This is a genomic window from Actinomycetospora sp. C-140 (genome assembly GCF_054796175.1).
The window spans coordinates 40437-60592 of sequence record NZ_JBTWNF010000023.1; the positions used below are offsets into that span (position 1 = coordinate 40437).

21 protein-coding genes are annotated in these 20156 nt (G+C 75.3%); 10 read left to right on the forward strand and 11 right to left on the reverse strand.

From position 1 onward, the window contains the following. Nucleotides 1-9: 9 nt before the first annotated feature. The 4 genes from ACR9E3_RS28695 to ACR9E3_RS28710 all read left to right on the forward strand — a co-directional run bounded on the left by ACR9E3_RS28695 (nt 10) and on the right by ACR9E3_RS28710 (nt 3124). Nucleotides 10-438 carry a hypothetical protein gene (locus ACR9E3_RS28695; RefSeq protein WP_460384260.1) on the forward strand — a complete coding sequence of 143 codons (429 nt, stop codon included), beginning with the start codon at nt 10-12 and terminating at the stop codon, nt 436-438. An 81-nt stretch (nt 439-519) separates the two neighbouring features. After that, entirely contained in the window at nt 520-1299 is a 780-nt protein-coding gene (locus ACR9E3_RS28700; protein ID WP_460384261.1) for a hypothetical protein, read from the forward strand. Between the two features lie 38 nt (nt 1300-1337). Further along, nucleotides 1338-2660 (forward strand): O-acetylhomoserine aminocarboxypropyltransferase/cysteine synthase family protein, encoded by a 1323-nt coding sequence (locus ACR9E3_RS28705; protein WP_460384262.1) that lies wholly within the window; start codon nt 1338-1340, stop codon nt 2658-2660. After that, nucleotides 2657-3124: a CoA-binding protein gene (locus ACR9E3_RS28710; RefSeq protein WP_460384263.1), complete on the forward strand. Its 468-nt coding sequence runs from the start codon at nt 2657-2659 to the stop codon at nt 3122-3124. The genes ACR9E3_RS28705 and ACR9E3_RS28710 overlap by 4 nt, the downstream gene beginning before the upstream one ends. A 16-nt stretch (nt 3125-3140) precedes the next feature. On the opposite strand, the gene ACR9E3_RS28715 is transcribed toward ACR9E3_RS28710, so the two are convergent. After that, nucleotides 3141-3713, reverse strand: a complete 573-nt coding sequence (locus tag ACR9E3_RS28715) for a TetR/AcrR family transcriptional regulator (RefSeq protein ID WP_460384264.1) — start codon at nt 3711-3713, stop codon at nt 3141-3143. A gap of 44 nt (nt 3714-3757) precedes the next feature. On the opposite strand from ACR9E3_RS28715, the gene ACR9E3_RS28720 reads away from it, so the two are divergent. Next, nucleotides 3758-4681 carry an NAD-dependent epimerase/dehydratase family protein gene (locus tag ACR9E3_RS28720; protein WP_460384265.1) on the forward strand — a complete coding sequence of 308 codons (924 nt, stop codon included), beginning with the start codon at nt 3758-3760 and terminating at the stop codon, nt 4679-4681. Here ACR9E3_RS28720 and ACR9E3_RS28725 read toward each other — a convergent pair whose 3' ends face one another. Beyond that, nucleotides 4682-5320 carry a response regulator gene (locus tag ACR9E3_RS28725; RefSeq protein WP_460384267.1) on the reverse strand — a complete coding sequence of 213 codons (639 nt, stop codon included), beginning with the start codon at nt 5318-5320 and terminating at the stop codon, nt 4682-4684. 154 nt (nt 5321-5474) lie between these two features. Here ACR9E3_RS28725 and ACR9E3_RS28730 point away from each other — a divergent pair, with 154 nt between their 5' ends. The 4 genes from ACR9E3_RS28730 to ACR9E3_RS28745 all read left to right on the forward strand — a co-directional run bounded on the left by ACR9E3_RS28730 (nt 5475) and on the right by ACR9E3_RS28745 (nt 11881). Further along, nucleotides 5475-6881: a cytochrome ubiquinol oxidase subunit I gene (locus ACR9E3_RS28730; RefSeq protein ID WP_460384268.1), complete on the forward strand. Its 1407-nt coding sequence runs from the start codon at nt 5475-5477 to the stop codon at nt 6879-6881. Nucleotides 6882-6893: 12 nt separating this feature from the next. After that, nucleotides 6894-7973 carry a cytochrome d ubiquinol oxidase subunit II gene (gene cydB / locus ACR9E3_RS28735; protein ID WP_460384269.1) on the forward strand — a complete coding sequence of 360 codons (1080 nt, stop codon included), beginning with the start codon at nt 6894-6896 and terminating at the stop codon, nt 7971-7973. Next, complete coding sequence (gene cydD / locus ACR9E3_RS28740; RefSeq protein WP_460384270.1) at nt 7970-11437, forward strand: thiol reductant ABC exporter subunit CydD; 3468 nt, start codon at nt 7970-7972, stop codon at nt 11435-11437. Before cydB ends, cydD begins: the two co-directional genes overlap by 4 nt. A gap of 102 nt (nt 11438-11539) precedes the next feature. Continuing rightward, nucleotides 11540-11881: a hypothetical protein gene (locus ACR9E3_RS28745; protein ID WP_460384271.1), complete on the forward strand. Its 342-nt coding sequence runs from the start codon at nt 11540-11542 to the stop codon at nt 11879-11881. Here the strand turns inward: ACR9E3_RS28745 and ACR9E3_RS28750 are convergent. After that, on the reverse strand, nt 11878-12285 hold the full coding sequence (locus tag ACR9E3_RS28750) for a hypothetical protein (protein WP_460384273.1): 408 nt from the start codon (nt 12283-12285) through the stop codon (nt 11878-11880). The two genes, ACR9E3_RS28745 and ACR9E3_RS28750, sit on opposite strands and share 4 nt — an antisense overlap. Here ACR9E3_RS28750 and ACR9E3_RS28755 point away from each other — a divergent pair. Beyond that, nucleotides 12277-12534 carry a hypothetical protein gene (locus tag ACR9E3_RS28755; protein WP_460384274.1) on the forward strand — a complete coding sequence of 86 codons (258 nt, stop codon included), beginning with the start codon at nt 12277-12279 and terminating at the stop codon, nt 12532-12534. The genes ACR9E3_RS28750 and ACR9E3_RS28755 overlap by 9 nt on opposite strands. 12 nt (nt 12535-12546) lie before the next feature. On the opposite strand, the gene ACR9E3_RS28760 is transcribed toward ACR9E3_RS28755, so the two are convergent. From ACR9E3_RS28760 to ACR9E3_RS28795, 8 genes are all read right to left on the reverse strand, one after another. Further along, complete coding sequence (locus ACR9E3_RS28760; RefSeq protein ID WP_460384275.1) at nt 12547-14112, reverse strand: Hsp70 family protein; 1566 nt, start codon at nt 14110-14112, stop codon at nt 12547-12549. Further along, the gene (locus tag ACR9E3_RS28765) at nt 14109-14507 is read right to left on the reverse strand and encodes a hypothetical protein (RefSeq protein ID WP_460384276.1); all 399 of its coding nucleotides are present in this window, start codon (nt 14505-14507) and stop codon (nt 14109-14111) included. The genes ACR9E3_RS28760 and ACR9E3_RS28765 overlap by 4 nt, the downstream gene beginning before the upstream one ends. Beyond that, nucleotides 14504-16387 (reverse strand): dynamin family protein, encoded by a 1884-nt coding sequence (locus ACR9E3_RS28770; RefSeq protein WP_460384277.1) that lies wholly within the window; start codon nt 16385-16387, stop codon nt 14504-14506. Before ACR9E3_RS28770 ends, ACR9E3_RS28765 begins: the two co-directional genes overlap by 4 nt. Then, the gene (gene grpE, locus ACR9E3_RS28775) at nt 16384-16704 is read right to left on the reverse strand and encodes a nucleotide exchange factor GrpE (RefSeq protein WP_460384278.1); all 321 of its coding nucleotides are present in this window, start codon (nt 16702-16704) and stop codon (nt 16384-16386) included. Before grpE ends, ACR9E3_RS28770 begins: the two co-directional genes overlap by 4 nt. Before the next feature lie 15 nt (nt 16705-16719). Then, complete coding sequence (locus ACR9E3_RS28780; protein ID WP_460384280.1) at nt 16720-17058, reverse strand: hypothetical protein; 339 nt, start codon at nt 17056-17058, stop codon at nt 16720-16722. Between the two features lie 116 nt (nt 17059-17174). Then, complete coding sequence (locus tag ACR9E3_RS28785) at nt 17175-17972, reverse strand: serine/threonine-protein kinase (RefSeq protein ID WP_460384281.1); 798 nt, start codon at nt 17970-17972, stop codon at nt 17175-17177. A gap of 59 nt (nt 17973-18031) precedes the next feature. Next, a complete protein-coding gene (locus ACR9E3_RS28790) occupies nt 18032-19552 on the reverse strand; it encodes a dynamin family protein (RefSeq protein WP_460384282.1) in 1521 nt (506 codons plus the stop codon). Beyond that, nucleotides 19549-20112, reverse strand: a complete 564-nt coding sequence (locus tag ACR9E3_RS28795) for an RNA polymerase sigma factor (protein ID WP_460384283.1) — start codon at nt 20110-20112, stop codon at nt 19549-19551. The genes ACR9E3_RS28790 and ACR9E3_RS28795 overlap by 4 nt, the downstream gene beginning before the upstream one ends. Nucleotides 20113-20156 lie beyond the last annotated feature (44 nt).

Here is a 20156-nt window from a genome sequence, read left to right on the forward strand (position 1 = left end):
CGTGCCGCCGTGACCGCGCCCCGCGAAGCCCCGCCCGCCCCCGTGCAGCGCTCGTTCGTGCTCTGGATCGCCGCCGTGGTGGTCGGACTCCTCGGCAGTGTCATCGGCTTCGTCACCGCCCCGCCGATCCCGGACCTGCCCGGAGCGACGGCCGGCGCCGTCAGCGGCCTCGTCGTCGGCGTCGTCTTCCTCGTGCTGTTCGTCGTCGGCGCCGTCAAGATGCGCCAGGGCATGAACTGGGCACGGCTGACGCTCGCGATCGTCGGCGGCATCTCGGTGCTGTTCACGGTGCTGGGCCTGCTGCTCTCGGCCGGCATCGGCTTCAGCCTGCCCCTGGTGCCGACGATCGCGAACCTCGTGCAGGCGGCGCTGATCGTCGCGGCGATCATCTTCTCCTACCAGGCCACGGCGAACCCGTACTTCCGCGCCCGCGCATGAGTAATCGGTGGCGCCGGTCACGCAGATTTTGAGTATTCGCTTCGTCTGTCCGGGTCATGACGGGCGCCCTACGTTCTCGCCATGAGCGCCCCGAACCCGCCCTACGGCCAGCAGCCCCCCGCCGGCGGACCGCCGTACGGCCCGCCCCCGACGTCCGGCCCGTCCCCGCAGTACGGGCCACCCCAGTACGGGCCACCCCAGTACGGCCCACCCCGCTACGGCCCGCCCACCGGCGGCCAGCAGTACGGCCCGCCCACCGGCGGCCAGCAGTACGGCCCGCCCACCGGCGGCCAGCAGCAGTTCGGCCAGCAGCAGTTCGGCCAGCAGCCCGGCCAGCAGCCGTTCGGTCAGCAGTCGTTCGGCCCGCCGCCACCCGCCGGTCAGCCACGGCCGTCCGCTCCCTCGACCCCCGGCGCCAACGCCCTCATCCCCCCGGGCTTCGGCGGCGTCCCGCTGCCGGTCGACATCCCGCCGACCGTGCAGCGCGCGTTCCTGCTCTGGATCGGGATCATCGCCGTCAACGTCGTCGGCACGGTCCTGTCGACGATCGGGGTCGGCGACGTGTTCTCCGGCGTCGGGATCGTGTTCGCGCTGCTCGGCGGCGCGATCGGCGTGTTCCTCGCCCTGCACTTCCGCGGTCGCGCGCAGTGGGCGCGCATCGTGCTCACGGTCCTGACCGGCCTCGCGATGCTGTCGAGCGTCTTCTCGTTCTTCGGCGCGTTCGTGCTCCTGGCCTTCCTGCCCGTCTACGGGATCATCGCGCTCGCCACGAGCGCGGTCGTGCTCGCCGGGGGCACCCTCGCGCTGATCAACGCATGGAACGCCGCGTCGACCGCCTGGTTCGGAAAGCTCGGGTTCTGAGCGGAGCCGACGTCGCCCGGGTGCGGTAGAACGGCGGGGTGGCTGGACAGGACCGCCCCTGGGGCTTCCGCACGCGCGCGGTGCACGCCGGCGCGGTGCCCGACGCGTCGACCGGCGCGCGCGCCGTGCCGATCTACCAGACGACGAGCTTCGTCTTCGACGACACCGCGGACGCCGCGAACCTCTTCGCGCTGCAGAAGTACGGCAACATCTACAGCCGGATCGCGAACCCGACACTCGCGGCGTTCGAGGAGCGGATGGCGAGCCTCGAGGGGGCGCTCGGGGCGGTGGCGACGAGCTCCGGGCAGGCCGCGGAGTTCCTCACCTTCGCCACCCTCGCGGGCGCCGGCGACCACATCGTCGCGTCCGCCGCGCTCTACGGCGGCACGGTCACGCAGCTCGACGTGACCCTGCGCCGCTTCGGGGTCGACACCACGTTCGTCGCCGGCGACGACCCCGACGCGTTCCGCGCCGCGATCACCGAGCGGACGCGGTTCGTGTTCGCCGAGATCGTCGCGAACCCGTCGGGCGACGTCACCGACGTGGCCTCGCTCGCGGAGGTCGCCCACGAGCGCGGCCTGCCGCTGATCATCGACGCGACGATGGCGACGCCGTACCTGTGCCGCCCGATGGAGCACGGCGCCGACATCGTGATCCACTCGGCCACCAAGTTCCTGGGCGGGCACGGCACCACGATCGGCGGGGTGATCCTCGAGTCCGGCCGGTTCGACTGGGGCAACGGCAACTTCCCGCAGATGACCGAGCCGATCCCGTCGTACGGCGGGCTGACGTGGTGGGGCAACTTCCAGGAGTACGGCTTCCTCACCAAGGTGCGCTCCGAGCAGCTGCGCGACATCGGGGCGACCCTGTCCGCGCACTCCGCGTTCCTGCTGCTCCAGGGCCTCGAGACGCTGCCGCAGCGCATGGACGACCACGTGGCCAACGCCCAGCGGGTCGCGGAGTGGCTGGACGCCGACGAGCGGGTCGCGTGGGTCAGCTACGCCGGGCTGCCGGGCCACCCGCACCACGCCCGGGCGCAGCACTACCTGCCCAGGGGCCCCGGCGCGGTGTTCAGCTTCGGGGTCCGGGGCGCGTCCGACGACGAGGACGCCGCCCGCGCGGCCGGCCGGCGCTTCATCGAGTCGGTGCAGATGTGCAGCCACCTCGCGAACATCGGCGACGCCCGCACGCTCGTGCTGCACCCGGCGTCGACCACCCACCAGCAGCTCACCGCCGAGCAGCTGCGCGAGGGCGGCGTGCGGCCCGACCTCATCCGCATCAGCGTCGGCATCGAGGACCCCGAGGACATCCTCTGGGACCTCGACCAGGCGCTCACCGAAGCCACCAAGGAGAGCGCGTGACCTGGACCCCGCCGAGCGCGCAGGAGCGCCAGGCCATCCTGCGCAAGACGCACTCCGTCGCGATGGTCGGCGCGTCGCCGAACCCCGCGCGGGCGTCGAACTTCGTCGCCACCTACCTGCTGTCCACCGACCTCGACGTGTACTTCGTCAACCCGAACGCCACCGAGATGCTCGGGCACCCGATCTACCCGTCGCTCGACGCGCTGCCCGTCACGCCCGACCTCGTCGACGTCTTCCGCCGCATGGAGGACCTGCCGGACGTCCTGGACGCGACGATCGCGTCGGGGGCGTCGACGTTCTGGCTGCAGTTCGGGCTCTACGACGAGGCCCTCGCGGCGCGGGCCGAGGCGGCCGGTCTCACCGTCGTGATGAACCGGTGCCTCAAGGTCGAGCACGCCCGCTTCCACGGCGGCCTGCACCTCGCGGGCTTCGACACCGGCGTGATCAGCTCACGCAAGCGCTGACCTCGCCGGCCGGGTCTCAGCCGAGCGCGGCCGCCGCCGCCCGCAGCGCCGCGAGCTCGTCGCGGGCGAGCTCGGGGTAGGTCGGCCCGGACGACCCGGCGCACCACCGCTCGAAGGCGCGGTAGAAGGCGTCCACGCCGAGGTCGGCCGCGAGTCCCGCGCTCGGGTCGGCGACGCCGCGGGCGCGCAGCGCGTCCGCCATCGCCGCGCGCAACGAGGCCTGCTTGAAGGCCGCCCGCTCGGCCAGCTCGCCGTTCTCGGCGATGACGGCCCGCAGGCGCGGGCCGTACTCCCGCTGCTCGGCGGTGAACACCCCGGTGGCGGCGTCGAGGCCCGCGGCGACCGCCCCCAGCGGCGTCGCGTCGGGGGGCGCCCCGGCGATGCCCTCGGCGAGGAGCCGCCCGAGGACCTCCTGACCCGCGAAGAGCACCTCGCGCTTGTCGGCGAAGTGCCGGAAGAACGTCGTCCGCGTCAGCCCGGCCCGCTCCGCGATCTGCGCGACGGTGGTGGCGGCGTAGCCCTGCTCGCCGATGAGGTCGAGCGCGGCGCGCACCAGCCGCGGACCGGCGTCCGGTTCCCAGCGGGCCACGGTCCCAGCCTAGTGATGCGACTCAGTACCGTCACAGTGCTACGGTGACGGTACTCAGTACCGTCATGTCCCTGGAGGGCATCATGCGCGTTCTCGTCACCGGCGCCGCCGGCCACATCGGCTCGGCCGTCGTCCCCGAGCTGCTCCGGGCGGGCCACGACGTCGTCGGCCTCGCGCGCTCCGAGGCCTCGGCGATCACCGTGAAGGAGCTCGGCGCCGAGGCCCGCCGCGGCGACGTGGCCGACCTCGACGGCCTGCGCGCGGCCACGGACGGGGTGGACGCCGTCGTGCACCTCGCCTACGACCACGACGCCGTCCACCGCGGGGCGCTCGCGGACGCCGCGGCGGCGGACGTCGCGGTGGTCCGGGCGCTCGGCGAGGCGCTGGCCCCGACCGGCGGGACCCTGGTGGGGGTCGGGATGACCCGCACCGGCGACGCGGACCTGGACCGCGTCATGGACGCGAACCCCCGGTCGGCCGTCGCGGGCGCGGTCACCGCGCTCGCCGACCGCGGCGTGCGGACCCTGCTCGTCGCGATCCCGCCGGTCGTCCACAGCGACCGGGACCGCGGCGGCTTCCTCCCGACGCTGATCGGGATCGCCCGGCGCACCGGGGTGTCCGGCTACGTCGGCGACGGCACCCAGCACTGGCCCGCGGCCCACACCCTGGACCTCGCGGCGCTCTACCGCCTGGGCCTGGAGAAGGCCCCGTCCGGCACGACGCTGCGCGGCGCCACCGAGCCGGGTGTCACCGTCCGCGCGATCGCCGAGCGCATCGGACGCCACATCGACGTGCCCGCCGTCAGCGTCCCCGCCGAGCGGGCCACGGAGCACTTCGGTGCGTTCGGCGCCTTCATGGGCTTCGACTTCACGATGGACAACGCGGAGACCCGCGTCCTGGTGGGCTGGGAGCCGACGCATCCCGGTGTCCTCGCCGACCTCGACGAGGGCCACTACTTCCGCCGGTGATCACCCGCGTCGGCGCCGGACCTCCGTCGCCAGCACCGCGGCCTGCACGCGGCGCTCGAGGCCGAGCTTGGCCAGCAGGCGCGTGATGTGGTTCTTGACCGTCTTCTCGGCCAGGAACAGCCGCTCGCCGATCTGGCGGTTGGTCAGGCCCTCGCCGATGAGCTCGAGCACCGCGTGCTCCTGCGGGGTCAACCCGGCGGTGGGGTCCGGCGCCTCCGCCGGGGTACGCAGCTCGGCCATCAGCGCGGCGGCGGCGCGGTGGTCGAGCAGCGAGCGCCCCGAGCCGACCGCCCGCACCGCGGCCGGGATGTCGCTGCCCCGCACGTCCTTGATCACGTAACCGGCCGCGCCCGCGAGCACCGCGTCCAGCATCGCCTGCTCGTCGGTGAACGACGTCAGCATGAGGCACGCCAGGTCGGGATGACGCGAGCGCAGCTCCCGGCACAACTCGATGCCGTTGCCGTCGGGGAGGCGCACGTCGAGCACGGCGACGTCGGGGACGGCCGCCCCGACGCGCGCGACGGCCTCGGCGACCGTGCCCGCCTCGCCCACCACCTCGAGGTCGGGATCGTCGGCGAGCAGGCCCGCGACCCCGCGACGGACGATCTCGTGGTCGTCGACGAGGAAGACGCGGATCACGCCCCTCAGCCTAGGCGCCGCCGGCACGGGGGTCCCGGCGCAGGAGGGACCGAGGTCCCGGCGACCGGGGACCTCGCGGACCTGATCTCGACCACGCGGTGCGGGTGATCCTGACCGGCGTCAGCCACCACCACGAGACGGGGCGGAGCGCACGGTGTCTCCACTGGATGCGGCCCGATGGCAGTTCGGGATCACCACGGTCTACCACTTCCTGTTCGTGCCGTTGACGATCGGCCTCGCGCTCCTGGTGGCCGTCATGCAGACGGCCTGGCACCGCACCGGGTCGGAGCACTGGCTGCGGGCGACCAAGTTCTTCGGGAAGCTCTTCCTGATCAACTTCGCGATGGGTGTCGTGACCGGCATCGTCCAGGAGTTCCAGTTCGGCATGAACTGGAGCGACTACAGCCGCTTCGTCGGTGACGTCTTCGGCGCGCCGCTGGCCATCGAGGGCCTCGTGGCGTTCTTCCTCGAGTCGACGTTCCTCGGCCTCTGGATCTTCGGTTGGGACCGCCTCCCACGTCGCGTGCACCTCGCGTGCATCTGGCTCGCCGCGATCGGCACCGTGCTCTCGGCGTACTTCATCCTCGCCGCGAACTCCTGGATGCAGCACCCGGTCGGCTTCCGGTTCAACCCGGTCTCCGGACGCGCCGAGCTCACCGACTTCCTCGCGGTGCTGACGCAGAAGACCGCGCTGGTGACGTTCGCGCACACGATCACCGCGGCCCTCGTCGTGGCCGGCGCCGCGGTGATGGGCGTCAGCCTGTGGTTCCTGGCCCGGCGCCGCGAGGACGGCCTCTTCCGGCCCGCCATGCGGCTCGGGGCGTGGACGGTGCTCGTCGCGAGCGTCGCGGTCATCGTCAGCGGCGACCTCCAGGCCAAGATCATGACCGAGCAGCAGCCGATGAAGATGGCCGCGGCCGAGGCGCTCTACGAGACCTCCACACCGGCCTCGTTCTCGCTGTTCACGATCGGCAGCCTCGACGGCTCCCAGGAGCTGTGGAGCGTGCGGGTGCCCGGAGTGCTGTCCTACATGGCCACGGGGTCGACGGACGGCACGGTCGAGGGCATCAACGACGTCCAGCGCGCCGAGCAGGCCCGCTTCGGCCCCGGCGACTACCGGCCGATGATCCCGGTGACGTACTGGACCTTCCGCTTCATGATCGGCTTCGGCGCCCTCGCGGCCCTCGTGGCGATCGCGGCGCTGTGGTTCGGCCGCCGGGACCGGGTCCCCGCGCGCTGGTTCGCCCGCGTGGCGCTGCTGTCCATGGCGCTGCCGCTGCTCGCCAACTCCATGGGCTGGATCTTCACCGAGATGGGCCGCCAGCCGTGGGTCGTCTACGGGCAGATGCGCACGGCCTCGGGTGTCTCGCCGTCGGTGGGCATCGCGTCCGTCCTGACCTCGCTGATCGTGTTCACCCTGCTCTACGGCGGGCTCGCCGTGATCGAGGGCTGGCTGCTGATCCGCACGATCACCGCCGGCCCGGCGCCCGCACCGCCCCCGGAGGCGGTGTCGCCCCGGGAGGACGACGCCGCCGACCGCCCCTTCGCCGTGGCCTACTGAGAGGCAGGAGAGATGGCACTCACCGACGTCTGGTTCCTGCTCATCGCGATCCTCTGGACCGGCTACTTCGTCCTCGAGGGGTTCGACTTCGGCGTGGGCGCGCTCCTGGGCGTGCTCGGGCGCGACGACACCGACCGCCGCGTCATGATCAACACGATCGGGCCGTTGTGGGACGGCAACGAGGTCTGGCTGCTCGTCGCCGGCGGCGCGACGTTCGCGGCGTTCCCCGAGTGGTACGCGAGCCTGTTCTCGGGCTTCTACCTCGCGCTCCTGCTCGTGCTCGTCATGCTGATCGGGCGCGGCGTGGCCTTCGAGTACCGCGGCAAGGTCGACTCGGCGCGCTGGCGGGCGACCTGGGACCGCGTCATCATCGTCTGCTCCGCCGTCCCCGCCCTGCTCTGGGGCGTCGCGTTCGGCAACATCGTCCGCGGCGTGCCGCTGGACGCGGACCACGAGTACGTCGGCACCTTCCTCACGCTGCTCAACCCCTACGCCCTGCTCGGCGGCCTCACGACCCTGGCGCTGTTCGTCCTGCACGGCGCGGTGTTCCTGTCGCTCAAGACCGACGGGGACATCCGGACGCGTGCCCGGGCGCTCGCCGTGCGCGTCGGTGTCGTCGCGGTGCCGGTGGCGGCCGCGTTCCTGCTCTGGACCTGGCTCGCCCACGGCGCGACCGTCGTCACCGCGGTGCTCGCGCTGGTCGCCGCGGCCGCGCTGGTCGGCGGCATCCTCACCACCCGCGCCGGACGCGAGGGCTGGGGCTTCACGCTGACCGCGGGCACGATCGTCGCGGCGACGGCGTTCCTGTTCACCGCGCTCTACCCGTTCGTGCTGCCCTCGACGATCAACCCGGCGTTCGGGCTGACGACCACCAACGCGGCGTCCACGCCCTACACGCTGACGATCATGACCTGGGTCGCCGCGATCATGACCCCGATCGTCCTGTGCTACCAGGCCTGGACGTACTGGGTGTTCCGCCAGCGGATCGCGAGGACCCACATCGCGCCGCCCGCCCGGACACCGGAGCCGCGCCCGGAGCCCCGCCGGGAGCGGCAGCCGGTACAGGACCCGGCCGTCGAGGAGCACGCGTGAGGCCTCTCGACCCGCGCCTGCTGCGCCACGTGGCGCCGGTGCGGCGCCACGTCGTGCTCTGCGCCGGGATCGGGATCGCGACCGCCGGGCTGGTCGTGGTCCAGGCCGATCTCCTCGCCACCGCGGTGACACGCGGCTTCCTGGGCGGGGAGGGCCCCACCGCGCTGATCGGGGTGCTCGCGGCGCTGCTCGCCGTCGTCGCCGGTCGGGCCCTGCTCGCCGGGGGCGGCGAGGTCGCGGGCGCCCGGGCGGCCGCGTCGGTCGTCGCGAGCCTGCGCGGCCGTCTCGTCGCGAAGGCGCTGGAGCTCGGGCCCGACGACCCCCGGCTGCCGGAGCCGAGCCGGCTGGCGACGCTCGCGACCCACGGTGTCGACGGGCTCGACGGCTACGTGCGCCGCTACCTGCCGACGCTGCTGGTGGCGGCCGTCGTGCCGCTCGCGGTGGGGGTGTTCGTCCTGGGCGCCGACCCGCTCTCGGCGGTCGTCGTGGCGGTGACCGTCCCGCTGATCCCGATCTTCATGATCCTCATCGGCATGTACACCCAGCGGGCGGTCGCCCGGCGGTGGCGGGCTCTCGCGGTGCTCGGGCACCACTTCCTCGACCTCGTCGCCGGGCTCGACGTGCTCGTGGCCTTCGGGCGCGCCCGGCGCCAGGCCGGGCGGATGCGCGAGATCGCCGAGCGCCACCGCGCCGCGACGATGGCCACGCTGCGGGTCGCGTTCCTCTCCGCGCTGGCGCTCGAGCTGCTCGCCACCCTGTCGGTGGCACTCGTCGCGGTCGCGGTCGGCCTGCGCCTCGTGCACGGCGACCTCGACCTGCACACCGCGCTGCTGGTGATCGTCCTGGCGCCGGAGGTCTACCTCCCGCTGCGGGCGGTGGGCGCCCGGTTCCACGACAGCCTCGGCGGCCTCACCGCCGCCGAGGAGGCCTTCGCGGTCCTCGAGCTCGAACCCCTGTCCGCCGGGGCGGGCGAGCGCCGGCCCGCCCCCGACCCGCGCCGCGTCCCGCTGCGCGTCCGGGAGGTCGGGGTCGCCGGGCGCGGCGGCGATCCCGTCCTCTCCGGGTTCTGCCTGCACGTCGCCCCCGGCGAGGTCGTCGGGGTCGCCGGCGCCAGCGGCGCGGGCAAGACCACGCTGCTCGACCTGCTGCGCGGTGCCCGCCGGCCCCACACCGGCCGCGTCGAGGTCGGCGGGGTCGACCTCACCGCGATCGACCCGGCGGCCTGGCGGGACCGGGTGGCGTGGGTGCCACAGCGACCGGTGCTGCTCGCCGGCACCGTCGGCGACAACCTGCGTCTCGGCGCGCCCGGCGCCTCCGGGGAGAAGGTGGCGGCCGCGGCCGCGGCGGCGGCACTCGACGTCCCGCTGGACACGCCGGTCTCCGACGGCGGCGCCGGCCTGTCCACCGGGCAGCGGCGCCGCGTCGCGCTCGCGCGCGCCCTGCTCGCCGACCGGCCGCTGCTCCTGCTCGACGAGCCGACCGAGGGCGTCGACGCCGACACCGAGGCGGCGATCCTCGACGCCCTGCCCGCCGCGCTCGCCGGGCGCAGCGCGGTCGTGGTCAGCCACCGCGACGCCGTGCTGGCGCTGTGCGACCGGGTCGTGGAGGTGCCGCACCGCGTGGTCGCAGCGCCGTCGACCGCTGGGGAGGTCGCCCCGCCCGCCACGACCCGCCGCGCCCCCGTCCCGATCCCGTCGGCCACCGACCTCGTGACCCCGTCCGGACCGGAGGGCACGTGGCGTTGGCTCGCCCGCCTCCTGCGCCCGCGCATCGGACGCTGGGCGCTCGCCGTGCTCCTCGGCGCGCTCGCCACCGGCTGCGGCATCGCCCTGACCGGCACGTCCGCCTGGCTGATCTCCGCCGCCGCGCTGCACCCGCCGGTGCTGACGCTGATGGTCGCCATCGTCGCGGTGCGCACCTTCGGCCTGGCCCGGGGCGTCCTGCGCTACGGCGAGCAGCTCGTCGGCCACGACGCCGCGCTGCGCCTCGGCGCCGACCTGCGCGTGCGGATCTGGAGCGCGCTCGTGCGCCTGGGCCCGGCGGCCACCGCCCGGCGCCGCCGGGGGGACCTGCTCGCCCGCCTCGTGGGCGACGTCGACGCGGCCGAGGACATCGTGGTGCGCGTGGCGCTGCCCGCCGCCCGCGCCACCCTCGTCGGTCTCGCGGCGGTGGCGGCGCTCGCGCTCCTGCTGCCCTCGGCCGGGCTCGCGCTCGCGCTCGGGCTGCTCGTCGCCGGCGTGGTCGCGCCCGCCCTGGCCCTGCGCGCGGTCCGCACGGCGGCGGCGCGCACCGCCGGGCTGCGAGGCGAGGTGCTCGCGAGCACGACCGAGACGCTCGAGGCCGCCGCCGAGATCGTCGCGTTCTCGGCCGCGGAGGACCGTCGCCGCGACCTCGCCGCCGTCGACGCCCGTCTCACGGCCGCCTCCCGCCGCGCCGCGTTCTCCACCGGCCTCGGCGCGGGCCTCGGGGTGCTCGCCCTCGGGGCGACGACCGTGGCGACCACGGGGCTGGGTCTCGCCGCCCTGGCGCGCGGTGACCTTGCCGGCACCGCGCTGGCGGTGCTCGCGCTGGTCCCGCTGGCGTGCACCGACGCCGTGGCCGGGCTGCCCGAGGCCGCCACGCGGCTCGCGACCGCAGGGCCGGCGGTGCGTCGCCTCGCCGAGCTGGAGGGCACGCCCGCGCCGGTGGCCGATCCCGTGGCGCCCGCGGCAGTGGGGGCGGGCGACCACCTCGGCGCCGAGGACCTCGCCGTGCGCTGGCCCGGGGCGACGCGGGACGCGGTGCACGGCGTCGACCTCGACCTGGCCCCCGGCGACGCCCTCGTGGTCGCCGGACCGTCCGGCGCCGGCAAGAGCACGCTGCTCGCCGCCCTCGCGCGCACGCTGCCGGCGCGGGCCGGGCGGGCCACGGTCGACGGGGTGGACGTCGCATCGTGCGCCGGCGACGAGGTGAGGGAACGGCAGGCCTGGTGCGGCGCGTCGAGCCACCTGTTCGACTCCACCGTGCGGGAGAACCTGCTGCTCGCCCGGCCCGACGCGACCGACCACGATCTGGTGGACGCGCTGCGGCGCGCCCGCCTCGGCTCCTGGCTCGCCGAGCTGCCCGACGGGCTCGACACCCCGATCGGCGCGCACGGCGGCGCCGTGTCCGGCGGCGAGCGCCAGCGCCTCGGTGTCGCCCGCGTGCTGCTGGCCGACCGCCCGGTGCTCGTGCTCGACGAGCCGGCCGCCCACCTCGACCCCGCCACCGCCGAGGAACTGTGCGCCGACCTCCTGGCCGCCGGGCGCGATCGCACGATGCTCGTCGTCAGCCACCGGCCCGCCGAGTTCCCCGGGGTGCGCGTCGCGCATGTGAGCACTTCGGAGTGCCCCAGCACTCCGAAGTGCTCACGTGCCGTAGGCACCCGTCACTCGTCCGGAGGGTCGGGTGCCGTCACCGGTCCGGCGGCGGCGCCGGTGATCTAGCGTCCCGCCCACCTCGCGACCGTGACGACGTCACCGCTCCCCGCGCCGCCCGTCCCGGCTCGCATGTGCTCCCCCGACGACGTCGACATCGAGGTGCCCCGGATGACCCACACCCTGCCCCGCACGCTGTCCCGGACGCTGGTCGGCGGCGTGCTCGGACTCGCCGCGTTCTCCGGCTCGATCGGCGCCGCCGGCGTCGCGGTCGCCGCCCCGGCCGACCCGCCGCCGTGCGACCCGACCAGCAGCGGCTGCCGGGCGCCGAACCTCACCGGCGTCGGCGGACCGCTCCCGGGGCCTGCCGACCCCGGCGAGGCCCAGCAGGTCGACGTCTTCCAGAAGGGCCTCGAGGCCTGTGCCGGCAGCGGTGTCCCGGACGCCGCGCCCACGTGCGACTTCGTCGGGCAGCTCTACGGCCCCGTGCGGCAGGCGAACCCGAACGACTAGCGGGCCCGGAGGGCGCCCCCGGTGAAGGACCACACCGCGAGGAGCGTCGCGCCCAGGGTCAGGATCATGGCGCCGGGGACGTGGACGGCGAGCGTCGCGCCGCTGCCGAAGTACGCCTGGACGAAGCTCAGCACGAACACGAGCGCGGCCACGACCGTCGGCCACAGCGCCGCCCCGCCCCGCCACACCAGTGCCGCGGCGATCATCGCCAGCCCGGACACGACGTGCAGCACGATCGCGCCGGTGGCGTGGAGCCCCTCGGCCGCCTCGGAGCCCTGCGGGCCGAGGAGGGAGCCGGCCGTGACGAACTGCCACAGCAGCACGACGACGGTGAGCACGGAGAGGACACGCAGGGCCGTGACGGCGGGCGCCGAGGTCGGGCGCGCGGTCGCGGTGTGGGTCATGGACGAACCTTTCGTGGTGGTCGCCCCCGGGTCTACCCGGATCGTGTCCGGCTCGATCACCGATGCCGGATTCCACAGCGATCTCACAGCGCGGCCGCCGGCAGCGACGCGGTCCACGCCGACAGCACGCTCGCGCGCCGGCTGCGCGACATCGGGGTCCTGCGCCAGCACTTCCTGGTCGAGCGCGACGTGCTGACCGCGGCGGGCGCCGTCCTGTCCGGCGGCGAGGCGGCGGTCCCGGTCTTCTAGGACGCCGACCGGTCACAGCGCCTGGACCCGCTCCACCACGGCGTCGAGACGCGTGAGGCACGGGCCCAGCGTCTCCAGCTCGCCGCGGCCCTCGCGCAGCACCTGCAGCGCGACGTGCGGCGGGAGCCCGGGGAACGGGGTGTGGCGCGTGCCGATCGCGGTCCCGACGCCGTCGGCGGCCGCGGCCAGGTTCGCCCGGACCTCGGGCGGCCCCCCGGCCCGCACGGTCGGCGCCACGGTCCCGACGAGGTCGGTGACGCCGGCGGCCTCCGCGATCGCGGCGATCTCGCGGGCGATCTCCCCGGTGACGTCGCGGTCGGGGGGCGCGGCGTGACGGGCAGCGGGAGCCCGCCGGACCGTCTCGGTCTCGTCGGACGAGGGTGCCGCCGGCACCTCGAACCCGGCGGGTGTCAGCGGCGGCGTCGGATCGGCGGGCGGACCGGACGGGCGGCGCGGCCGCACGGCGATCCGGACGTGCTGGGTGGCGCTGACCGAGCCGGGCACCGTGGACAGCGCCCCGAGCACGACGACCGCCTTGGGGTCGTCGCGCATCCCCGGCACGTGGCCGAGCACGTCGGCGAGCAGCGTGCTGATCCGCGGGGTCCGGCTGGTGCTGCCGGTGAGGTAGACGTCGACGAGCCCGTCGGGCGTGGTGCCGGCCCGCGCGACGGTGTCGCGCAGCTCGGTGACGCTGCGCGCCAGCAGCGGCTCGACGGCCCTCTCGTACTCGCGGCGCGTCACGCGGATCTCGTCGTCGTAGCCGGGGACCCAGAGGTTCACCGCGGGCCGGCGCGAGAGCGTCTCCTTGGCCTGGGTGACGTCGCGGCGCAGCAGCGTGCGGTGGCGTTCCGCGGTGCGCCCCTCGGCCTCCCACAGCGCGTACCACCGGTCGGCGTCGAGCGCCTCGGCGTGCTCGGCGAGGATCTCCATGAACGCGGCGTCGAGGTCCTCGCCGCCCAGCGCCACGTCCCCGCCCGGCGACCCGGCGAGCTCGAACCCGTCGCCGCGGCGGCGCAGCACCGCGGTGTCGAAGGTGCCGCCGCCGAAGTCGTAGACACCGATCATGCCGCCGTCCGGGACCGTGTCACCGCTGCGCACGTAGTGGTGCGCCGCGGCCACGGGCTCCGCGACGAGGTCGGGCTCGCCGAGCCCGGCGCGCTCGGCGGCCTCGGCGAGTCGTCGCAGCTCGAGGCCCCCGGCCTGCCAGCGCGCCGGGTGGGTCAGGACCACCCGCGAGGGCCGGCGCCCCGAGAACCGGCGGACCGCCTCGCCGGCCACGCGGGCGAGCACCGCCGCGACGAGGTCGACCGTGGCGATCGTGCGGTCGCCGAGCAGCACCTGCTCCGAGGCGACCAGGGCCCGCTTCGGCACCCGCTCGGTGCGGTCCGGGGCCATCGCCGCCTCGGTGAGCGCGTCCCGTCCCACGAGGATCGCGCCGTCGTCGTCGAGGCACACCAGCGACGGCACGTACTTCGAGCCGTCGATCTCCAGCACCTCGACGCGGCCGCCCGCCAGCGTGGCGGTCGTGGTGAACGACGTGCCGAAGTCGATCGCCAGGTCCCAGCCGGGAGAGGTCACACCCAGCCGCCGTGGTCGTGGGGGTCGGTGTGGCCGTCGTGCACGCCGTCCTCGCCCGGGTCGTGCCCACCCGGGTCGTGCTCGTCGGAGAGCCCGAACGCGCGGGCCAGGTCCTCGGACCAGGCGTCGTCGACGGCGGGGTCGTCCGCACCGGCGGCGGCGTCCGGGTCATCGGCGCCGTCGGTCGCGTCGTCGCCCGCGGGATCCCCCGTGACCACCGCGAGCATGTGCTCCCACACGGCGTCCGGGAGCGCGGCGTCGTCGACCGCGAGCGACGAGCTGAGCAGCTCGTGCTGGTCGGGGCTCAGCACGGCGTCCGGGTCCGTGTCGGGGTAGCGGGACATGTCCAGCCAGGTGTCCGATCCGGCTCCCCCGGCCTCCTGCGGCGCGGTCACGACGACTCCTCTCCGGTCCGGGCCGGCAGCGTGTGGGCCAGCTGCTCGGCGTTCTCCCGCATCTGGTTGCGCTTCTTGAGCCGGGCCTCGACCTCGGCCTTGCGGCGGGCCAGTGCGCTCTTCTCGCCCGCCAGGTTCTTCTCGTGCTCGGCCAGACTCGCGGTCAGGCGGTCCTTCTCCGCGGTCAGCGCGGTCGTGATCCTCTGCGAGAGCACCTCACGGGCGCCGGCCACGGCCTGGCTCACGACCGGCGGGATCTCGTTGTTCAGCCGCGCGGTGACGTCCTGCAGGTAGCGGCGCGCGTCCTCACGGCTGCGCGCCCCGCGCTCCTTCGCCCAGCGCCGCCAGGTGAAGAAGCCGACGACGCCGACGCCCGCGGCGACCGCGCCGACCACCGCGAACGGTCCGAGCACGGCGGGGATGACGAGGTAGGCCATGTGCCCCATGCCCATGCCGAGGCTCGCGGACATCACGCCCTGCTCGGCGAAGCTCGTGCTGCCCTGGCCGCGGGCGGCCTCGGGCAGCTGGGCGAGCCGCTCGGGGGTCTCCGGGATGACGCCGCCGAGGTCGGCCTCGACACCCTGGAGGTCGGCGAGCAGGGCCGCGGCGAGCTCGGTCAGCTCGCGGCGCAGCATCGTGTCGAGGTCGATCCAGATCGCCTGCGCGCGGGGCGGCAGGTCGGTCGCGACCTCGTCGAACACCTTGTGGTCGCCGGAGGCGATCCGGTCGCCGACCTCCTTGCGCACGTCCTCGAGGCGCCGGGCGAGCTCGGTGCGCATGCGCTGCTCGAGGCGCACCGCCCGCTCCGAGAGCGTCTGGCGCCAGGTGGCGTTCTGCCCCTGCAGCGCGGTCAGCGCGTCCTTCTCGCGCTTGACCGACGCGGCGAACTCCGGGCTCAGCGACAGCGACAGGGCCCGCCGGACCTGCAGCGCCGCCAGGCGCTTGGCCAGCGCCTGCGTCTGGTGCAGCAGGTTCGCGAGCCGCAGGCCGTCGGCGCCCTCGGCGAGGCCGGCGAGGTGGCCGGACAGGGGCACGATGCCACTCGCCTCCCACTCCTCGGCGGCCTCCTGCGGCTCCCCGTCGGCCTCGGCGGCCAGGGCGTCGGCGACGGCGCGGCTCGACACGCCGAACCACGGCGCGTCGGCATAGCGCGGGGCGTGCCGGGCGATGAGCTCGACGTCGCGAGCGCGCACGGCCTCCCACGCCGGGAACTGGTCGATCTTGGTGAGGGCGAAGACGACGGTCGCGACCCGCTCGGTGGCCCGCTCGAGGAACGCGAGCTCGGACGCGGTGATCTCGCTCGACCCGTCGAGGACGAACACGAGGGCGTCGGCGCGCTCCAGCGTCGCGAGCGTCAGGGCGGCGTGCCCGGCGACGAGACCGCCGACGCCGGGGGTGTCGATGAGCTCCAGCCCGCCGGCCAGCAGCGGCGCGGGAACCCGCACCTGCACCTGGCTGACGTCCTCGTGCTCGGGGGCGCGGGCGCCGGGGTCGAGGGCCGCGTACTCCGCGACGCCCTCGAGGGGCACCTCGCGGCCCTCGGTCCCGCCGCCGAACACCACCGACGCGCCGTCGGGGCCGTGGCTGACGACGATGTGGGTGCAGGTGGCGACATCGGCGTCGACGGGCAGCAGCCCCGTGCGCCCGACGAGCGCGTTGATCAGCGAGCTCTTGCCCCGCTTCTTCTCCCCGACGACCACCACCGCGGCACTGGCGCGGGCGACCCGGGCGACGTCGGCGTCGAGCGCCGCGGCCGCCTCGGTCTCGCCGTCCTCCTCGGCCGCGGCGCGCACCTCGGCGACGAGCCGCAGGACGTCGTCGGCCATCGGGTGGGGGCGGCGCCCCGTCCCGGCCGGTGCCGTGCGCGAGTCGGTGGTCATCGGTTCTCCAGGGCGTACACGACGACCTCGGGCCGGCGCAGGACGCGGCCGTGGTCGAGGTATCCGGTGCGTTCGGTGCTCGCGACCGTGCGGTCACGCGCGGGGTCGGTGGTGGGCTCGCGGTCGACGGCGTCGTGCGCGGCGCGGTCGAAGGGCCGCCCGTCCGGCTCGACCGGGTGCACCCCCACCTCGGCGAGCCCGCGGTGCACCCGGGCCCGCAGGCCGGGCCCGGTGTCGCGCAGACGGTCGGCGAGGTCGATGCAGAGATCGACGAGGACCGTCCGGTCGGACGCGAGGGTCGCGGAGGTGGCCGTCATGTCGGGATCCCGGACTCAGAACCCGGCGGGGTCGTACGCGGTCGTGTCGGCGGTGCCGTCGTGGTCGGCGTCGACCGCGGCGGTGTCGTAGTCGCCGTCGCCGTCGGTATCCATGATCATGGTGTCGTAGTAGCCGTCGCCGTCGGTGTCCACCACGCCGGTCTCGAAGGTCCCGTCGTGGTCGGTGTCGGAGATCGACGTGTCGAGCCGGCCGTCGGCGTCGGTGTCGGTCGTGACGAGGTCGACCTGGCCGGACGCGTCGGTCTCGTACGTGCCGATCATGGTGCCGGAGGCGTCGTAGACCCCGCCGTCGGCGCTGAAGTACATGTCGCCGGTGCCGGTGGTGCCGCTCATCGCGTCCCGTCCTCGTCGCGGGGTCCGTCGCCGTCGGCGGACCGTTCACGCCGTCAGACGGTCCGGGCACCCCCGGATGTTCCGGCGTGGGCCGAGATTTCTCGGCGGGTCGTCTCCTAGAGCGCCGCGCGGGCGGCGGCGGCGAGGGTGCCGACGGTGGCGGTGCGCTCGGCGGGGGTCTTGGCCAGGGCGCCGGCGATCACGGCGTCGAAGGCGGCCGGCACGCCGGGGCGGTGCTCCGAGGGCTTCGGCACCGGGCTCTCGAGGTGCCCGCGCATCCGTTCGGGCAGGCTGCGCCCGGGGTAGGGGCGCTCGCCGGTGAGGCAGGTGAAGAGCACACAGCCCAGGGCGTAGACGTCCTCGCGGTGGTCGGTCGGGCCGCCGCGGAAGCGCTCGGGCGCCGTGTGGTCCAGCGACAGGCCGTTGCGGGAGACGAGGCCGAAGTCGCCGACGCGGACCTCGGTGGCCTGCGGGTCGGCGAAGAGCACGTTGGACGGCTTGACGTTGCGGTGGGCGAGGCCCCGGGCGTGCGCCGCGGCCAGGGCGCCCGCGACCTGCTCGACGAGGGCGACCGCCCGCGCCGGGTCGAGCACCTCGTCGCGGCCGAGGACTGTGCGCAGGTCGGGCCCGGCGAGCAGCGGGGTCGCGACGAACAGGCGGCCCGCGAGCTCGCCGTGGTCGAGCACCGGCAGGACGTGGGGCTCGTGCAGCGTGCGGGCGACGGCGCAGGCGCGCTCGAAGCGGGTGCGGAACTCCCGGTCGGCGCCGTCGGGGGCGAGCATCTTGAGGGCGACGACGCGGTCGTGCGCCTGGTCGTGGGCGCGCACGACCTCGCCCGAGCGCCCGCGGTGGAGGACGTCGGACACCACGTAGGGCCCGAGGGCCGGCGGACCGGCCCGGGATGGCACCCCCACCGCGGCCTCCTCCCCGCCCCTCGGCTCCGGCCCCCGCTGCGCTCCGTGTCGCGCGACGATCACGGACTCGGTGTCCGAGCCTGCCAGCTCGGCGAGGTGGGCGCCGCAGGATCGTCGGGCTCGTCGGCTCCGGAGAAGAGGATGCGCTCGCAGAGCTCGCGGGCGGTGCGCACGTGGCGCTGCAGGACGCGCGACGGACGGGCCTCCAGCCGGCGCCACTGCGGGATCTGGGCCCTCGCGGCGGCGACGATCTCCTCGCGCCCCGCTCCCGCATCGAGGCCGACACGGCGCGCGTCGTCGACCCCGGTGGCGAGGTCGCGCAGGCGGGCGACGTCGTCGTCGCCGAGGCGCATCCGCCCGGCCTCGAGGTCGACGAGCGCCGCCGCGAGGTCCACCTGGCGCAGCGCGGGCTCGAGGCGGAGGCGGTCGAGGTCGGACTGCAGCGTGAGCAGGACGCGGCGGTCGAGCTCGTCGGGGGTGTCCCACCCGAGGTGCTCGAGGGCGGCGATGCCGGCGCTCGCCCGGAGCCGGTCGGCGCCCGCGACGAACACGGTGTCGATGCGCTCGAGCACCGTGTCGATCCCGGAGCGCGCGGCGAAGCCCTCCAGCAGCGCGGGCGTCGAGCGACGGCCGTCGTCGAGCAGCGCGAGACCCACCCGGATGCCGTGCAGGCCGAGCAGCTCGAGGAGCCGCTCGCGCTCCTCCGCGGGGACCGGGCCGTCCTCCCACCCCCGGAAGCGCTGCACGGTGCGCAGCTTGCGGGTGGCCGTCCCCCGGTCGGCCTCGGCGAGGGCCCGCAGCGCCCGGGCGTCGGGCTCGCCGAAGTCCGGGCCGCGCGCGGTCTCGGCGAGCAGCCCGGCGACGGGCACGACGTCGGAGAGCACCGCGCGCAGCTCGCGGGCGTAGCGCCCGGCGACGCGGCGGGCGTCGGGCCACGGGTCGTCCTCGCCGGAGAGCGTGTCGATGCGGGACAGGACGCCGATCATGTTCGCGGCGCCGAGCCGCAGGTCGCCGGTCCAGGACCGGACCGCGTCGATGGCCTCGACGTCCCGCTCGCCGGGGTGGGGCATGAGGTAGACGACGGCGTCGGCGTCGCCCAGGGCGGCGAGGGAGTCGGGGTCGAGCCGCGAGAGCGAGTCCATCCCCGGGGTGTCGATGAGCGTGTGGCGGCTCAGGGCGTCGTTCGGGGTCTCGACGGTGAGGTGGCCGATCTCCCCGGGGTCCGCGCCCGTCATCGACGCCCCGACCCCGCCGGTCGCCGCGAGGGGCACGACGCGCTCGGTGCCGTCGCGGCGGTGCACGCGCAGACGGGCCTGGTGGCCGTGGCAGAACCAGGTGACCAGCCGCGTCGTCTCGGTGGCCCCGGTGGCCGCGAGGCGCTCCTGGAGCAGGGCGTTCGCGAGCGTCGACTTCCCGGCGTTCATCCGGCCGCCGACCGCCACGCGGATCCGCGGCTCGGACAGCCGCGTCACCAGGCCGTCGAGCCGGTCGCGCAGTTCGGGGGTGCGCAGCCGGTCGCGGGTCTGCGCGCACAGCGCGACGAGACGGGACGTCACCGGCCCGACGGGACCCTGGTTCATGCCTTCTGGGTGGCCGGCCGGTCGCTCAGCAGTTCGACGAGGGCCTGCCGCCCGCGGGAGAGCTGGGACTTCACGGTGTCGATGGGGATGTCGCGCAGCTCGGCGATCTCGGCGTACGTCAGGTCGCAGAGCTCGCGCAGCACCACGACGGCACGGTACTGCGGCGGGAGCTGCGCGAGCGCACGGTCGACGTCCATCCGGGCGACGACCCCCCGGTCGGCCCCGCGGCTCGGCGTCGGCTCGGGCATCGCCTCGGCGTCGGTGGGCTCGGGCGTGCGCTTGCGGCGGCGGACCTCGTCGATCGCGGCGTTGGTCGCCACGCGGTAGAGCCACGTGCCGACCGCCGACCGGCCGTCGAACTCCGCGAGCCGCTTCCAGGCGATGATCATCGTCTCCTGGAGGGCCTCCTGGGCGTCCTGGTCGTTGGTGGTGATCCGCCGGCAGACCGCGTACAGACGGGGGCGGTGCCGGGTCATGAGCTCGGCGAAGGCCGGCTGGTCGCCGCCCGCGGCGAGCACGGCCAGCTCGGTGTCCGGCCGCTCGTCCGCACCCACCGCCACGACCCCTCCGCCGACTCGCTCTCCGTGGCGTCACCCGGGGTGAC

What these genes read in the sequence shown, in the direction of transcription:
- ACR9E3_RS28700 (WP_460384261.1), top strand. Translation starts at nt 520, where the DNA reads ATGAGCGCCCCGAACCCGCCCTACGGCCAGCAGCCCCCCGCCGGCGGA.
- cydB (WP_460384269.1), top strand. Translation starts at nt 6,894, where the DNA reads ATGGCACTCACCGACGTCTGGTTCCTGCTCATCGCGATCCTCTGGACC.
- ACR9E3_RS28745 (WP_460384271.1), top strand. Translation starts at nt 11,540, where the DNA reads ATGACCCACACCCTGCCCCGCACGCTGTCCCGGACGCTGGTCGGCGGC.
- ACR9E3_RS28750 (WP_460384273.1), bottom strand. Translation starts at nt 12,285, where the DNA reads ATGACCCACACCGCGACCGCGCGCCCGACCTCGGCGCCCGCCGTCACG.
- ACR9E3_RS28770 (WP_460384277.1), bottom strand. Translation starts at nt 16,387, where the DNA reads ATGACCACCGACTCGCGCACGGCACCGGCCGGGACGGGGCGCCGCCCC.
- grpE (WP_460384278.1), bottom strand. Translation starts at nt 16,704, where the DNA reads ATGACGGCCACCTCCGCGACCCTCGCGTCCGACCGGACGGTCCTCGTC.
- ACR9E3_RS28780 (WP_460384280.1), bottom strand. Translation starts at nt 17,058, where the DNA reads ATGAGCGGCACCACCGGCACCGGCGACATGTACTTCAGCGCCGACGGC.
- ACR9E3_RS28790 (WP_460384282.1), bottom strand. Translation starts at nt 19,552, where the DNA reads ATGAACCAGGGTCCCGTCGGGCCGGTGACGTCCCGTCTCGTCGCGCTG.